General features: G+C 72.3%; 8 protein-coding genes. 6 read left to right on the top strand and 2 right to left on the bottom strand.

Going from position 1 to position 16016, the window contains the following annotated elements; all coding sequences use genetic code 11:
* The coding region (locus NBW84_RS11120; RefSeq protein ID WP_250284282.1) for a hypothetical protein at nucleotides 1–798 on the top strand (798 nt) is incomplete at its 5' end.
* A 188-nt stretch (nucleotides 799–986) separates the two neighbouring features.
* Here NBW84_RS11120 and NBW84_RS11115 read toward each other — a convergent pair.
* Both NBW84_RS11115 and NBW84_RS11110 read right to left on the bottom strand, forming a co-directional pair.
* A complete protein-coding gene (locus NBW84_RS11115) occupies nucleotides 987–2651 on the bottom strand; it encodes a wax ester/triacylglycerol synthase family O-acyltransferase (RefSeq protein WP_250284279.1) in 1665 nt (554 codons plus the stop codon).
* Nucleotides 2652–2852: 201 nt separating this feature from the next.
* Nucleotides 2853–3665: an esterase/lipase family protein gene (locus NBW84_RS11110; protein WP_445548337.1), complete on the bottom strand. Its 813-nt coding sequence runs from the start codon at nucleotides 3663–3665 to the stop codon at nucleotides 2853–2855.
* A gap of 723 nt (nucleotides 3666–4388) precedes the next feature.
* Between NBW84_RS11110 and NBW84_RS11105 the strand changes: the two genes are divergently transcribed.
* The 5 genes from NBW84_RS11105 (at nucleotide 4389) to NBW84_RS11085 (ending at nucleotide 7736) form a co-directional block, all read left to right on the top strand.
* Nucleotides 4389–4730: a hypothetical protein gene (locus tag NBW84_RS11105; protein ID WP_250284274.1), complete on the top strand. Its 342-nt coding sequence runs from the start codon at nucleotides 4389–4391 to the stop codon at nucleotides 4728–4730.
* Nucleotides 4731–4762: 32 nt separating this feature from the next.
* Nucleotides 4763–5578, top strand: a complete 816-nt coding sequence (locus NBW84_RS11100) for an SDR family oxidoreductase (protein ID WP_250284271.1) — start codon at nucleotides 4763–4765, stop codon at nucleotides 5576–5578.
* Nucleotides 5579–5790: 212 nt separating this feature from the next.
* Complete coding sequence (locus NBW84_RS11095) at nucleotides 5791–6051, top strand: acyl carrier protein (protein WP_250284269.1); 261 nt, start codon at nucleotides 5791–5793, stop codon at nucleotides 6049–6051.
* A 1-nt stretch (nucleotide 6052) separates the two neighbouring features.
* On the top strand, nucleotides 6053–6796 hold the full coding sequence (fabG, locus tag NBW84_RS11090; protein WP_250284268.1) for a 3-oxoacyl-ACP reductase FabG: 744 nt from the start codon (nucleotides 6053–6055) through the stop codon (nucleotides 6794–6796).
* Between the two features lie 97 nt (nucleotides 6797–6893).
* Nucleotides 6894–7736 carry an alpha/beta fold hydrolase gene (locus NBW84_RS11085; protein WP_250284266.1) on the top strand — a complete coding sequence of 281 codons (843 nt, stop codon included), beginning with the start codon at nucleotides 6894–6896 and terminating at the stop codon, nucleotides 7734–7736.
* Nucleotides 7737–16016 lie beyond the last annotated feature (8280 nt).

The raw sequence follows: 16016 nt of genomic DNA, 5'->3' as shown, positions 1-16016 counted from the left end.
CAGATCTTCGACCGGCTTCCGCCGGACGGCAGCGCCATCGGTGGTCTGCAGCTCCGCGGCCTGGTCAGGCTTACCAACGATCGTTATCGGGCGGCCGTGGAGGAGCTCAAGGCCGCTGGCCTCGTCCGCCCGGGACGGGGCCGTGGCGGCACGCTCGCCCGCGCGGACGACGCGCTCCAGTCACCGGACGCCGAGGTGCCCGCAACCTCGCTGGACGACGCCAGGCTCACGCCCGCGGGCCCCGGGCAGCTGGTTCACCGGGAGTCCGAGCTGTACCAGCCGTTCGTCGACTGGTACCGGAGCGACCTCGACACCAGAACGCTCACGTTCGGCCACGTGCGCGAGACCGCGACCGCGCGTGGCCGGGCCCGGGCCAGCGGTCAGTGGTCCCGGCCCGACGTGGCCGCGGTTGAGGTGTGGAGCTCACCCCTGCTGCCCGACGTCGAACTCACGATCTCGTCCTTCGAGATCAAAAGGGCGTCGGAGGCCAACCGGCTGGAATCGCTCTATGAGGCGGCGGCGCACGGCCGGTGGGCGCACTACCCGAGTCTCGTCGTCGAAACGGCTTCTCCCGAGGCTGAACTGGCACTACGCGAGGACATCTGGCCGGAACTCGACAGGCTGAAGCTGGGTCTGTACACGATGTACAACCTTGGCGACGGGACCTTCCAGATAGAGAAGCACCTCTTTCCGCCGCGGCAGACGCCCGAGCTAGGTTACCTGGATGAGTTGCTGGAGCATTTCTTCTCGGAGGACAAAGCGTTGCGGGAGAAGTACCAGCAGGCGATCGGACGGTAGCCGGCCGCCTAAGAAGATCGGCACGAGTTTGTCGCTGTGTACGCTGACACAGCCAAAAAGCGTACACAGCGACAAACTCGTGCCAATCATGGTCTGCGTGGGTGGTTATCTCGCCTCGTCGAGCGAGGAAAGGGCCGTGGGTGGAGCCGTGACGGGGAAACGTGAAGTGTGCGAGGTCGGCAAGTGCGTCACCGCTCCGTTCGCGTACTTGTCCGGCGGTTCGATGGTGCTGCCGCGGACGGTACGGACAGGCTGGACGGGGTGGAGGCGGATGGATCGGATGCGGCGGGGGCGGCCGGTAGCGGTGTCGCCGGAGGTGTTGTGGCCGGGCGGGATTCGGTCGGGAGGGCGGCGCGGGGGGAGGGTACGGGGGGAGGCGGCGGGGCGAGGTCGGCCAGGGCGCGCGGCAGTGCGCGGCTGAGGGCGGTGATGCCCGGCTGGATGGTGGGGTCGCTGTGCAGGGCGATGCCGATGAAGTCGCGGCCGCTGGTCACGGCGACGCTGAGCCCGTGCCCGCGGGCGAGCGGCACGATGCCGTAGAGCTCCCGCATCGGGGCGCCGGCCAGCCGCGGGGTTCTGTTCGATCCCGGGATGTTGCTCACCACGATGTCGAACAGCAGGTTGGCGCCGCGTCCGGCCAGCGGCGCGACGAGATGGTGCACCGCGGCGGGCAGCGAGTGGGCCAGCAGCGGGAACGCGCCGGCCCCGCGGTAGGGGCCGGCGGCCTTGTTGCGTTCCATGGCGACGCGGACGGCCCGCAGCCGCCGTACCGGGTCCGGTTCGGACACCGGCAGGTCGCACAGGTATCCGGACAGGTTGTTACCCGGCCCCTGCCCCGGCCCCGCGGCGTCGGGGCGCAGCGCGACCGGGATGAGCGCCCGCGGCGCGGCTCCGCCGAGCCCACGGTCGCCGGAGTCCAGCCAGTCCCGCAGCGCCCCGGCGAGCACGGCGAGGACGACCTCGTGGGTCATGACCCGGTGCCGCTGCCGGACCCGCCGGACCGCGCCCGGATCCAGCTGGACGAGGGTCAGCCGCCGCTCCGGCGGCGTTTCCGACTGTTTCCCCGGCAGGGACGGTTTTCCCACCACGGAGGACACCGCGGACAGGCGTGCCCTGCGCAGTACCGACGCCGCGATGCCCAGTTCGCGTGTGGTCCGGCGGCTGGTCTCGACCAGTTGCCCGGCGATCAGGGAGGGGCCGGCGACCAGCGTGGGGATCGCGCTGAGCCACTGGTCCGGCCGGGGCAGCAAGCGCCATGCCACGGGCGCGCCCGCCACCGGCCCGCCCGTGGCCGTCGACCCGGCCGCGGAGGACCTGGCCGTGGCTGACGGAGCCGTTGCGGTGTCGCAGGCGAGGGCGTTCCCTTCGTTGCCGAGCGCGGTGGGCTCGTCGTACATCGCGGAAAAGAGGCGGACGCCGCCCTGGCCGTCGGTGACGGCGTGATGTGTTTTGAGCAGGAACGCGAAGCGTCCGTCGGACAGTCCAGTGATCACATGTGCTTCCCACAGCGGCCGGGCCGGATTGAGCTGGGACGCCATCGCGCTGGCGGTGTATTCGGTGAGCTGGTCGCGCGTTCCGGGGGGCGGCAGACAGCAGACCCGGATGTGTGCCTCCACCTGGAACTGCGGGTCCTCGACCCATTCCGCGGCGGCGGGCGGTAGCGCCGTCGACCGGAGGCGCTGCCGGAACTGGGGGAAACCGCTCATCCGCTCGCTGAGCAGACGGACCAGTTTCTCGACACCGACGGGGTGGTCCGGCTCGAATATCATCAGCGCGCCGATGTTCATCGGGGCCGTCCGGTCGTCCAGTTTCAGAAATGCCATGTCCAGCCCGCTCAACCGCTCGCCGGCCATCCGGCCTTCCTTTCTGTATCTCGCCTGTGTTCCGTCGCTGTGCCTCGTCGACGTGGGACGCGCCGGGGCCGTGCTGCTGTGCGCGAGAGATGCCCGCCATCGTGCTGTGCGCGGGACGTGCCCCTGTGCTGTGCGCGGGACGTGCCCTTTGTGCTGTGCACAGCACGTGCTCCTGTGCTGTGCACAGCACGTGCCTTCGTGCTATGCGCGGGCTGCGCCGGCCGCGGTGCTGCTCGGGGTGTTGAGGTGTTTGACGACTTCGCGGAAGACCATGGGGTTGGCCGCCATGGCACCATGGTTGCTGATATCGACTGGGTACAGGTCCTGCAACGTGATGTTCTGCACGCCCGGCCCGTTCAGGAACGCCGAGGCATAGGGCGTGACGACATCATCGAATTTGGACGCGATGACCGTGTACTGGACGCCGGGCACGGTTTCTCCATCCCCGTTGAGTTTGGTCAGCAGCACGGAGCCGATGGTCTGGTCGGCGCAGGCCGGCGGCATGGTCGAACCGATCAGCTGCTCGGCGCCGGGGAACTGCTTGGCCAGCGTGACCAGCTCGTTCTCCGCCATGCCGTGGTTGGACGGGGAGAGCGAGATCAGCCGGTTCACCTTGCCCGCTCCACCGAGGAACTTGATGTAGTAACGCGGCATCATGCCGCCCTGTGAGTGGCCGACGATGTCGACCTGGCTGGCGCCGGTGGCGGCCAGCACCTTGTCCACGAACGCGGCGAGCTGCTGGGCCGACTTCTCGATCGAGTCCAGGCCGTGCAGGACCGGTATTCCGGGCAGGGCGCCGTAGTCCAGCCGGAACACGGTGAATCCGGCCGCGGCGAGCACGGGCGCGGTGGTGATCCAGTAGTCGCGGGCGTTGCCGAAGGTGCCGTGTACCAGCACCACGGGACGGGGATGCTCGGCGCTCGGGCGAGCCTTCCAGTCGTCGATGTTCGGCAGCTGGACGACGCCGGCCACCTGGGCGGCGACCTGGGCCGGCGCACCGAGAACACCATCCACCGTTCGTCCTATTTTCGGGAACGACATGACGTAAAACCTCCCACCATTCCGCCGGACATCACGTGCTCAGCGAAATGCTAGCCGAAGATTGGTGTCCCGGCCGGGGCCCGGTGAAACAGAACCGTTTGTCCGGCGGCATGCCGATGTTCTTCCTTCCGGATGTTCCCGGGTTGGGATCCGGCCGTTCCCGGCTGCCGTGAGTACGGGTGTTCGTCCGGAGCCGTGGTGTACGTCGGGTGGCCGCTCGTGTCCCGTTCGGCGGAAAATCACGTCATCCGGTGGAAATTTCGCCGGTGCGCGCGCCGGGCTGTTTTCCGGTCGGATCGCCGATGTATGCGGGTTGGTGGTGGAATGCGTCCGGGTGCCGGGCCGCGGCCGGTCGGGACGGGGTGCTCCGTGGCCGGCCGGGAGGCGGCTGTCCTGGCGTTCCGGCGGGTCGCGGGGCTAGGTTGCGGTCACCGGGGCGACATCGGGCGGGCCCGTCCACGCCGCTACAGCGCGTAACCATGTTAGGCGGTCACGCTGTGTCGCCACACCGTGCTGACAGGGCTGCGCGCTTTCGTGGCCGCCCGGTGCTACTGTCACGCAGTGTCACCACGGTTCGGTTGATCGGTTCCGGTCGGTTGATCGGTTCCGGTTGACGGTGAACCCGCTCCGGCGGGCCGGCGGTGACACGAGCATGTTCCTTTCGTGCCACCGTGGGCCGGAATTTCCGGATCATCAGTGGATCGCATGGCGACGGGCACACACCGCTCATCGCCGCGCGATCCGGATCATCAGGGACGCCGGCGGGCCGCCCGATGGCGCGATCAGGATTTTTTCGCGCCGTCGCAGCGGCCCGGACTCCCGGATTCCCGGGTCCCCGGAGCAGCGATAAAGATGGCGAATGATTTCATATGCCCGGTCGTCCTGGCGATTGGTGATAACTCGAACATGAAACTGATGGTGCGGGTGGACAGGCGCTCCCCTGCGGAGCGGATTCGATTGGATTATTTCTCGGATATTGATCCGACGTCGGCCGTCGACACCGGCGCGTCGGTTCGTCGAGCGACCACCGGGGGCTGACCGTGCTGGTACCGCTCAAGGATTCCTGGTCGTTGGTCCTCGGTGTGTCCAGCGGCATGGGGCGGGCCACGGCCCGCGCGCTGGCCGCGGAGGGCGGCAACGTCATCGGGATTCACCTCGACACCGCCGACGGGCAGGAAACCGCCGGGGAACTGGCCGCGGAACTGCGGGAACGAGGTGTCGCCGCGCATTTCTTCAACCGTAATGTCGCCGCCGCAGCCACTCGTGCCGACCTGGTGCCCCGGATCGCTGAGCTGACCGGTGACGCCGGGCTGCGCGTCGTGGTCCACTCGGTCGCCTTCGGCTCGCTGCTGCCTTTCGTGCCCCCGCCCACGGCCACGGATGTGCCCACGGCCACGGTCACGGCTGTGCCCGACGCGCGGGGCGGTGGCACCATCACGGCGAGGCAGATGGCCATGACCCTCGACGTGATGGCGCACAGCCTCGTCTACTGGACGCAGGATCTGCTGGCCGCCGGGCTGCTGCGGGCCGGCGCCAAGATCTATGCGCTGACCAGCGCCGGGAGCTCCCTGGTGATTCCCAGCTACGGGGCCGTCTCGGCGGCCAAGTCGGCGCTGGAGTCGCACGTCCGGCAACTCGCCGTGGAGCTCGCGCCGCGCGGGGTGGCGGTCAACGCGCTGCGCCCCGGCACGACGATCACGCCCGCGTTCCGGAAGATCCCGGGCAGCGCGCAGTTCGACGACGCCTGCCTCGCCCGCAATCCGCACCGGCGGCTGACCCGGCCCGAGGACGTCGGTGAGGCGATCGTCGTCCTGTCCGCCAGCGATTCGTCCTGGGTGACGGGAAACGTGATCGGTGTCGACGGCGGCGAACTGATCGGGACGTGACACTCCGCCGGTCCCGCCCGGCGGGGTGGCCCGAGGACGCCGGCCGGTGACGAGACGGAGACGAACAGGCCCGCGGCACCGCGGGGAAGAACGGGCCCACGGCCCGGCGGAAACGTGATCGCGCTGCTTTCGGCCGTCCGGAACAGGCACAACGGGAAACCGGGCCAGGCGTGACGAGAAAAAGCGGAAAAAGAAGAAAAAGGATGCGATAAATGACCAGGAACCTGGAGATCGCGGTGGACCGGGAGGAGCTGCGCGCCCTCGTCGCGGACACCCTCGAACGGTCGCCGGCCGAGGTGACCGACGACGCCGACTTCGTCGGCGAGCTCGACCTCGACTCACTGATGGCGCTGGAGATAGTGGTGCGTCTGGAGAAGCGCTACCGCATCAGGGTGAAGGACGAGGAGTTCGCCAGCATCACCTCGCTGAACGGGATCTACGATCTGCTGACGGCCAAACTCGGGGGGACCTGACGTGCCCGGCGACATCCGTCCGGTCGCCGTGGTGACCGGTGGTTCCCGCGGCATCGGGCGGGCCGTGGTGCGGCAGTTGGCCGCCGACGGTTTCGACGTGGCGTTCTGTTACCACAGCCGTCCCGACGCCGCGGAGGAGGCCGTCGCCGAGGCGGCGGCCCACGGCGGACGGGTGATCGCCCGCAAACTGGACATCGCGGACGCCGGCGAAGCCCGGGCGCTGGTCTCCGCCGCCGAGGACGAGCTCGGGCCGGTAGACGCGGTGGTCGCCTCCGCCGGTGTCGTGCGGGACAACCCCCTGGTGCGGATGACCGACGACGAATGGCGGACCGTGCTCGGCACCAACCTCGACGGCACGTACAACATCTGCCGGGCGGCAATCTTCTCCTTCATGAAACGCCGTACCGGCTGTGTCGTGACGATGTCCTCGGTGGCGGGTGTGCACGGCAGCGCGAAACAGACGAACTACGCGGCGTCCAAGGCCGGTGTCATCGGCTTCACCCGCGCGCTGGCGAAGGAGTGCGGGCCGTTCGGGATACGGGCCAACGCGGTCGCGCCCGGCCTCATCGACACCGACATGATCAGCGGTCTCGGGCCGTTGCGCGAGCGGCTCGTCGAGCGTATTCCGTTGGGCCGGGTGGGGAGCCCGGACGACGTGGCCGCCCTCGTCTCCTTCCTCCTTTCCGACCGGGCCGGCTACATCACCGGCCAGGTATTCGGTGTGGACGGCGGGCTGGTCGTGTGACCGGCCCGCGTCCGAGGTTCTTTTCCGGGCCCGGGGTTCCCGGCGCGTCGGGGCCGGCCGGCGGACCCGTGCCCACTGGTGTTTTCCGAGGAGCCCGATGACGACGACCACCCGCACCGGTGAAGCATGGCTGCGGCGCTTCCACCCGGTGCCGCACGCCACCGCCCGGCTGCTCTGCCTGCCGCACGCCGGTGGCTCGGCGAGCTTCTACTTCCCGGTCTCGCGGGCGCTGTCCGCTTCTGCGCCGGCCTCGATACCGGCCTCGATACCGGTCTTGATGCCGGCATCGGCGCAGGCGCCGGTGTCCGCCTCGCGGCCGGCATCGGTCGAGGTGCTGGCGGCCCAGTATCCCGGCCGGCAGGACCGGCGCAGCGAGACCTGCGTGGAGGACGTCGGGGAGCTTGCCGACCACCTCGTCGAGGCGCTGGCGGGCTGGACCGACCGGCCGCTGGCCCTGTTCGGGCACAGCATGGGCGCCACCGTCGCCTTCGAGGTCGCCCGGCGGCTGGCGGGTGCCGGTGTGACCGTCGCGGCGCTGTTCGTCTCCGGCCGCCGCGCGCCCTCCCGGCAGCGGGCCGAGAACATCCACCGCGGCCCGGACGACCTGCTGCTGGCCGAGCTGAAAGCGCTCAGCGGAACCGGGGAGAAGGTGTTCGGCGACAGCGAACTGCTCGACCTCGTGCTGCCGGTGATCCGCAGTGACTACAAGGCGGCCGAAACATATCGCTACCAGCCCGGGCCGAAGCTGGCCTGCCCGATCGTCGCCCTGGTCGGGGACAGCGATCCGAAGGTCACGGCCGACGACGCCCGGGCCTGGGCGGACCACACCACGGCGCGGTTCGAGATGGCGGTCTTCCCCGGTGGCCACTTCTACCTGACCGAACACCGCCCGGCCGTCGTCCACACGATCCTGGACCGTCTCGCGCGGTTCTGCGGCTGACTTCTCCCGTTTCTGTCTTCTTTCGTGACCGATCCGCCCACCCGGGCTCGTCGCAGCGATTCTGTCATAATCATTTCCTGGTTGTTCGGTAGTTCAGTCGTGATGTGCCGCCATTCCATGGTGATGTTTGTTCCGGATGTTGTACCGCTTTTGTTCCCGGTCGGCCGTGACGTGGTTCCCCCGCGGTGGGCGGTCTGCTACCGGCGGCCGTCGGGCCGCCGGGCCGTCGAACCGCCGGGAAATCAGGTGGACGACGTCGGCGGCACGGCTTTTCCCTGTTTCGACCGGAGGTGGCCTTGTACCAGTCGGAGGTGGCGATGAGCGGTTCCGAAGCCGTCCCGGACGCGCCGTCGGTGCGCCCGGACCGCCGGATCGCCGTTGTCGGCATGTCCTGCCGCCTGCCCGCGGCACCCGGCCCCGACGCCTTCTGGCGGCTGCTGCGCGGCGGGACGTCCGCCATCACCGAGGCGCCGGCGGACCGTTGGGGCCCGCCCGGCCCCTTCGACGGCGAGCTGTCCCGCCCCGGCGGCTGGCAGGGCGGGTTCCTCGAGCAGGTCGACCGGTTCGACGCGGAGTTCTTCGGTATCTCCCCGCGCGAGGCCGCCACGATGGACCCCCAGCAGCGGCTGATGCTCGAACTCGGCTGGGAGGCGCTGGAGGACGCCGGGATCCTCCCCGGGACGCTGCGCGGCACCCGCGGCGGCGTGTTCGTCGCGGCGATGTGGGACGACTACGCCACCGTGCTGCGCCGGGGCGGGCCGGCGGCGGTCAGCCAGCACACCATGACCGGGCTGCACCGCAGCGTCATCGCGAACCGGCTGTCGTACAAGCTGGGTCTGCGCGGCCCGAGCCTGGTCGTCGACACGGGCCAGTCCTCCTCGCTCGTCGCGATCCACCTGGCCTGCGAGAGCCTGCTGCGGGAGGAGTGCTCCGTCGCGCTCGTCGGCGGAGTGAACCTCATGCTCGCCGCCGAGAGCACCGTGACGGTCGACCGGCTCGGCGCGCTGTCGCCCGACGGGCGCTGCCACACCTTCGACGCGCGCGCGAACGGCTTCGTCCGCGGCGAGGGCGGGGCCGTCGTCGTCCTCAAACCCCTCGCCCTGGCCCAGGCGGACGGCGATCCGATCCACTGCGTGATCCTGGGCAGCGCGGTCAACAACGACGGCGGTGGCGACACCCTGGTCACCCCGGCCCAGGCCGGGCAGGAGGACGTCCTGTGGCAGGCGTGCGCCCGGGCCGGCATCGACCCGGGCGACGTGCAGTACGTCGAGATGCACGGGGCCGCGACCAGGGTCGGCGACCCGGTGGAGGCCGCCGCTCTCGGCGCAGCCCTCGCCGCCGCCAGGGCGGGCCGGTCGCCTCTGCGGGTGGGCTCGGTCAAGACCAACATCGGGCATCTCGACGGCGCGGCCGGTATCGCCGGCCTGGTGAAGACCGTCCTCTGCGTCCGCAACCGGGAATTCGTCCCGAGCCTGAACTTCCAGGCGCCGAACCCGCGGATTCCGCTGGACGCGCTGAACCTGGCCGTTGCGGTGAGCACGCAGCACTGGCCGGACGAGGGCCACGGCCGCGTCGCCGGCGTCAGCGCGTTCGGCATGGGCGGCACCAACTGCCACGTGCTGCTCACCGAGGCGCCGGAGCCGGACCGCCGGGACGGCACCCGCGAGCACACCCGCGACGACACGCACGACGACGGGGGCGACGGCACATGTGCCGTCACGCGTGACGGCACGCGGGGGGAACGGGGGAGCGAGCCGCCGGCGGTGCCCTGGGTGCTCTCCGGCCGCGGCGCCCGGGCACTGCGGGAGCAGGCGAAGCGGCTGCGCTCCCACCTCGACGATCATCCGGAGCTCGAACCGGCCGACGTGGCCTACTCGTTGGCGACCACCCGTACCGCCTTCCGCCACCGCGGCGGACTGGTCGCCCGGGACCGGGCCGGCCTGCTGCGCGGCCTGGACGCCCTGGCCGAGGGACAGGAGTTCCCCGGCCTGGTGCGTGGGACCGCCGGCGACGCCGGCGTGCTGGCGTTCCTCTTCGCCGGCCAGGGGGTGCAACGGCCGGGCATGGGCGGGCAGCTGCGCGGCCGCTTCCCGGTCTTCGCCGAGGCCTTCGACGAGGTGTGCGCACACCTGGACAGCCACTTCGACCGTTCGGTGCGCGACGTCGTCCTCGCCCCGGAGGGATCGCCGGACGCCGCGCTGCTCAACCGGACGGACTACACGCAGGCGGCGCTGTTCGCGCTGGAGACCGCGCTGTGCCGGCTGGTGCTGCGGTGGGGCCTACGGCCCGGCTTCCTGCTCGGCCACTCCCTCGGCGAGCTGACCGCCGCCCACGCCGCCGGCGTCCTGGACCTCGCCGACGCGTGCGCGCTGGTGGCCGCGCGCGGCCGGCTGATGCACGGGCTTCCCTCCGGCGGCGCGATGGTCGCGCTGCAGGCCACCGAGGAGGAGGTGCTGCCGCTGCTCGCCGGCCGCGAGGCGCACCTGAGCATCGCCGCGGTCAACGCGCCGACGGCGACCGTGATCTCCGGCGAGGAGCCGGCGGCCCTGGCCGTCGCCGCCCACTTCGAGGCCGCCGGACGCAAGACCACCCGGCTGCGGATCAGCCTTGCCTCGCACTCGCCGCTGGTGGACGGCATGCTGGCCGAGTTCGGCGAGGTGGCACGGGGCCTGTCGTTCGCGCCGCCGCGCATCCCGATCGTCTCGACCGTCACCGGCGAGCCGGCCTCCGCCGCGGACCTGTGCGCACCCGGATACTGGGTGCGCAACGTCCGCCAGGCGGTCCGGTTCCGTGACGGCGTCCGGCAGCTGCGGGCGCACGGCGTCACCGCGTTCCTGGAGCTCGGCCCGGACGGTGTGCTCTCGGCGCTGGCCCAGGACTGCCTGGCCACCCCGTCCGCGCACACCCCGGAGATCGCCGTGGTGCCGGCGCTGGCCAAGGACCAGCCCGAACCCGACGCGCTGCTCACCGCCGTCACCAGCCTGCACGTCCACGGGATCACGCCGGACTGGGACGAGTTGTTCGCCGACCGGGACCGCCGGCCGGTGCGGCTGCCGACGTACGCGTTCGCCCGCCGGCGCCACTGGGTGGACGTGTCCGCGCCCGGCGACGGTGGCCGCAGCCCGATCGACGGTGGCGCCGGTGACCGTCCGGTCATCACGGCCGCGACGGCCGCGACGGCCGCGCCGGCGGAGGCGGCGGAGGCCGAGGAGCTGGAGCCGGAGCCGCGGGTCGCGCTGGCCCACAGCCTGGCCGGGCGCTCCGACGCCGAGCGGGAGGAGATCCTCGCGGACCTGGTCGGCCGGCACGTCGCCGTCCTGCTCGGGCACACCTCGCCGGACGCCGTCGACGTGGGCTCGGCGTTCCGGGACCTCGGCTTCGACTCGCTCACCGGCGTCCGGCTGTGCCAGCGCCTGGCCGAGGCCACCGGGGTACCGGTGCCGGCCACGGTGCTGTTCGAACATCCCACGCCACTGGCCCTGGCACGTCATCTCAACCGCGAGATCCCGGGCGGTCAGGCCGCCGTCCCGGGAGGCGCCGTGTCCGGCGTTCCGGCAGGTGCCGCCTCCGGCACCGACGAGCCGATCGCCATCGTCGCGATGGCCTGCCGCTATCCCGGCGGGGTGCGCACCCCGGAGCAGCTGTGGGAGCTCGTCGCCGGCGGCCGGGACGCCATCGGAGGCTTCCCCACCGACCGTGACTGGGACGTCGACGCCCTGTACCGGCCCGGCCGGGCCGAGCCGGGGCGCACCTACGTCGACACGGGCGGCTTCCTCGACGACGCCGCCCTGTTCGACCCCGGCTTCTTCGGCATCTCCCCGCGCGAGGCGGCGGCGATGGACCCGCAGCAGCGGCTGCTGCTGGAGACCGCCTGGGAGGCGGTCGAACGAGCCGGTATCGCGCCCGAGGCGCTGCACGGCAGCCGGACCGGGGTCTTCGTCGGCGCCATGCCCCAGGACTACGGCCCGCGCCTGCACCAGGCCCAGCAGGGCCTGCACGGCCACCTGCTGACCGGCACCACGCTCAGCATGATCTCCGGCCGGATCGCGTACGTCCTCGGCCTGCGCGGCCCGGCGATCACCGTTGACACGGCGTGCTCGTCGTCGCTGGTCGCCCTGCACATGGCCGCGGCGGCGCTGCGGCGCGGCGAGTGCACGCTGGCGCTTGCCGGCGGGGTCACGGTGATGTCCGGCCCCGGCATGTTCGTGGAGTTCAGCCAGCAGCGCGGGCTGGCCCCCGACGGCCGGTGCAAGCCGTTCTCCTCGGACGCGGACGGCACCGCCTGGTCCGAGGGCGTCGGCCTGCTGATGCTGACAACCCTCTCCGAGGCCCGTCGAGCGGGCCATCCGGTGCTGGCTCTCCTGCGGGGTTCGGCGGTCAATTCCGACGGCGCGAGCAATGGCCTGACCGCGCCGAACGGCGCGGCGCAGGAACGGGTGATCCGCGACGCCCTAGCGGACGCCCGGCTGGCCCCCGACGAGGTGGACGTAGTCGAGGCGCACGGCACCGGCACCACGCTCGGGGACCCCATCGAGGCCCGGGCCGTCCTGGCCGCCTACGGGCAGGGCCGCAGCGCGGACGAACCGCTGCTGCTGGGGTCGATGAAGTCCAACATCGGCCACGCCCAGGCGGCCGCGGGCGTGGCCGGTGTGATCAAGATGGTCATGGCGATGCGCCACGGCCTGCTGCCGGCTACCCTGCACGCCGGGACGCCGAGCCCCCACGTGGACTGGTCCGCCGGCGCGGTCACCCTGCTGGGCCAGGCGCGGCCCTGGCCGGAGCGTGACCGTCCCCGGCGGGCCGCCGTGTCGTCCTTCGGTATCAGTGGCACCAACGCACACACCATCGTCGAGCAGGCGCCGGCCGAGCGGAGCCCCGCCGGCCGGGGCCCAGCCGATCATCTTCCCGCCGGCCAGCCGCCGGCCGGTCAGGGCCTGCCCGGCGGCGTACCGGCCGCCGGCGCGTCCGGCCCCGCCCCGGCGCGTGTCTGGGTGCTGTCCGCCACCAGTGCGGACGCGCTGCGGGCGCAGGCCGAGCGGTTGCGCTCCCACGTCGAGGAACACCCCGCCCTCGACGTGACGGACGTGGCATGGTCCCTGGCCAGCGGCCGGTCCGCGTTCGAGCACCGGGCCGCGGTCGTCGGCCGGGACCGCGGCGAACTGCTCGCCGGACTGCGCGGCCTCGCCCTGGGCGGACCGCGGGCCGCGGCGGTGCTCCAGGGCACCGCCGCGGCCGCCGGCCGGGGGAAGCTGGCCATGCTGTTCACCGGCCAGGGCGCGCAGCGGCCGGGCATGGGCCGGCGGCTGCGCGAGGCCTCCCCAGTGTTCGCCCGCTCTCTGGAGGAGGTGTTCGCCGCCTTCGACGGGCACCTCGACCGCCCGCTGCGCGACGTCATGTTCGCCGAGCCCGGCACGGCCGGAGCGCGGACGCTGAACGGGACCGCGTACGCCCAGCCGGCGCTGTTCGCCCTCGAGGTGGCGCTGTTCCGCCTGACCGAGTCCTGGGGCGTGCGGCCGGACTTCCTCGTCGGGCACTCGATCGGTGAGCTCTCGGCGGCGCACGTCGCCGGGGTGCTGTCCCTGGCCGACGCGGCCACGCTGGTCACCGCCCGCGGCCGGCTGATGCAGGCCCTGCCCGCCACCGGAGCGATGGTGTCGGTGGCGGCCGGCGAGGCCGAGGTCGCCGCACTGCTGGCCGCCCGCGAGGGAGGCGAGGGAGGCGGAGGCCGCGGAGGAGGGGTCGCCGTCGCCGCCGTGAACGGCCCGGCGGCCACCGTGATCTCCGGTGACTCCCGGGCGGTGGACGAGATCGCGCGCGTCCTGCGGGAACAGGGCAGGCGGACAGCGCGCCTGCGCACCAGCCACGCCTTCCACTCCCCGCACATGGACGGCATGCTGGAGGAGTTCCGGCAGGTCGCGCGGTCCGTGACGTTCGCGCCGCCACGGATCGCGATCGTCTCCGGGCTCACCGGCGAGCCGGCCAGCCCGCAGCACCTCACCGACCCCGACTACTGGGTGCGGCACGCGCGTGAGACGGTGCGTTTCCACGACAGCGTGCGCTGGCTGGAAACGGCCGGTGTGACGAGGTTCTGCGAACTCGGGCCGGACGGCGTGCTGACCGCGATGGCGCACGACTGCCTCACCGCGGCCGCGGCCGCCACCACGGCACGGATCGCGCTGCTGCGCCGGGACAGGCCCGAGGACCAGGCCGTGGCCGGCGCGCTCGCGACGCTGTTCACCGTGGGGGTGCGGCTGGACTGGCAGGGGATCTTCGCCGGAGCCGGTGCACGCCGCGTCGACCTGCCCACCTACGCCTTCCAGCGGGAACGCTTCTGGCTGGCCCCCGCCCCGGCAGCCACCTCCGTCCTGGCAGCCACCTCCGCACCGGTGGCCGTCGAGGCCGGCACCACGGTCACCGCCGCGGGCCGCGCGTCCGAGGTGCTGCTCGGCGCGCGCAGCTCACCGGCCGGGGCCGACGGCTTGCTGCTCACCGGCTGGTTGTCCGTGCCGGAGCAGCCGTGGCTGGCCGACCATACGATCATGGGGGCCGTCCTGCTGCCGGGAACGGCCTGCGCGGAACTCGCGCTGCACGCGGGACGCCGCCTCGGTGCCGGGCGCCTGGAGGAGCTCACCCTGCACCGCCCGGTGCCGCTCCCCGCGGACAGCGCGGTCCACGTCCGGGTGACCGTGGACGCGGCCGATGCCGCCGGGAGCCGTTCCGTGCGGCTGTACACGCGGCCGGACATCGCAGCGGACGGCCGCGACGCCGACGAACAGCAGTGGACGCTGCACGCCGAGGGCGTGCTCGCGCCGGAGGGGAACGCGCCGCCGCCCGGTCTCGAGGTGTGGCCTCCCGAGGGCGCCGAACAGCTCCAGGTCGACGACCTCTACCAGCGGCTGGCCGGGCGCGGCTACGACTACGGTCCCGCTTTCCGGGGACTCCGGTCGGCCTGGCGCCGGCAGGACGAGCTGTTCGCGGAGGTGGTCCTGCCCGAAGCCGCGCAGACCCGCCGAGCCGGTACCACCGGTCCTGACAGTGTCACCGGTGGCGACGGTGCCACTGGTGCCGGCGGCGACGGCGTCAACAGTGGAGACAGCGTCAACGGTGCCGGCGGGGCCGGAGCCAGCGGGTACGCGCTGCATCCGGCGCTGGTGGACGCCGCGTTGCACCTGGTCGTGGCTGAGGGCCCGCACGACGGCGACGGCGGGATCGTGCCGTTCTCCTTCAGCGGGTTCACCATCGGCCGGCCCCGGGACGGCTCGAACGTCACGACCGCCCGGGTACGGATCACACCGCACGGCCCGGACGCGGTGTCGGTGACGATCGCCGACGGCACCGGCGTGCCGGTTGCCTGGATCCGGCAGGTCGCGTTCCGGCGGATGGGGCCGCGGCAGCTCCAGGACGCCCGCGGCACCGGCCGTGACGCCCTGTTCCGGGTCGACTGGGTCGAGTTCGACCCGGCGAGCGGCACACGGAACGGTGGCACGCGGGCTGGTGGCACGCGGAACGGTGACATGCCGGCGGGCCGCTGGGCGGTGTTGGGACCGGCCATCGACGCGCTGGCTGCGGCGGTCGACGCCGCGGGCATCGCGCTGGACGGCTACCCGGACCTGGACGCGTTGCGTGCCGCCGTAGAGGCGGGCGCGGTGACGCCGGAGGTGGTGTTCGCACCTGTCAGGCCCGCAGCGCACGAACCCGCACAAAACTCTCCGGCTTCTCCGGCGGACGACCCTCTCCGGCCCGCTGACGTCCACCTCGCGGTGACGCGGGCGCTGGAGCTGGCGCAGTCGTGGCTGTCCGACCGGTCGCTGGCCGCGTCCAGGCTGGTGGTGCTGACCCGCGGCGCGGTCGGCGCCGGCGCGTCCGCGATCACCGATCTGGCCGGTGCCGCGGTCTGGGGGCTGCTGCGCTCGGCGCAGTCGGAGCACCCCGGCCGTTTCGTACTCGCCGACTGTGACGAAGGCGAGCCGTCCTGGCACGCGTTCGTCGCCGCGCTCGTCACCGACCGTGTCCAGCTGGCGGTGCGGGACGCCACGGTGTATGTCCCCGCGTTGGTGCGAGCGGCCCCGATCACCCCAGCTACCCCAGCTACCCCGGCAACCCCGGCAACCCCAGCCGCCCCGGCAACCCCAGCCGCCCCGGCAACCCCAGCCGCCCCGGCCGCCCCGGCCGCGGATGAGTGGCCCCGCCGGTTCGACGGGACCGGCACGGTGCCTGTCTCTTATACACATCTCCGAGCCCACGAGACAAGAGGCAAGATCGTATTCCGTCTTATGCTTG

Origin of the sequence: Protofrankia sp. CiP1_Cm_nod2 (assembly GCF_920664355.1) — a bacterium.
In the GTDB taxonomy this organism is placed as follows: Bacteria; Actinomycetota; Actinomycetes; order Frankiales; family Frankiaceae; genus Protofrankia.
The sequence above is the reverse complement of the archived record's forward strand: the minus strand, read 5'-3'. Positions and strand labels throughout refer to the sequence as shown.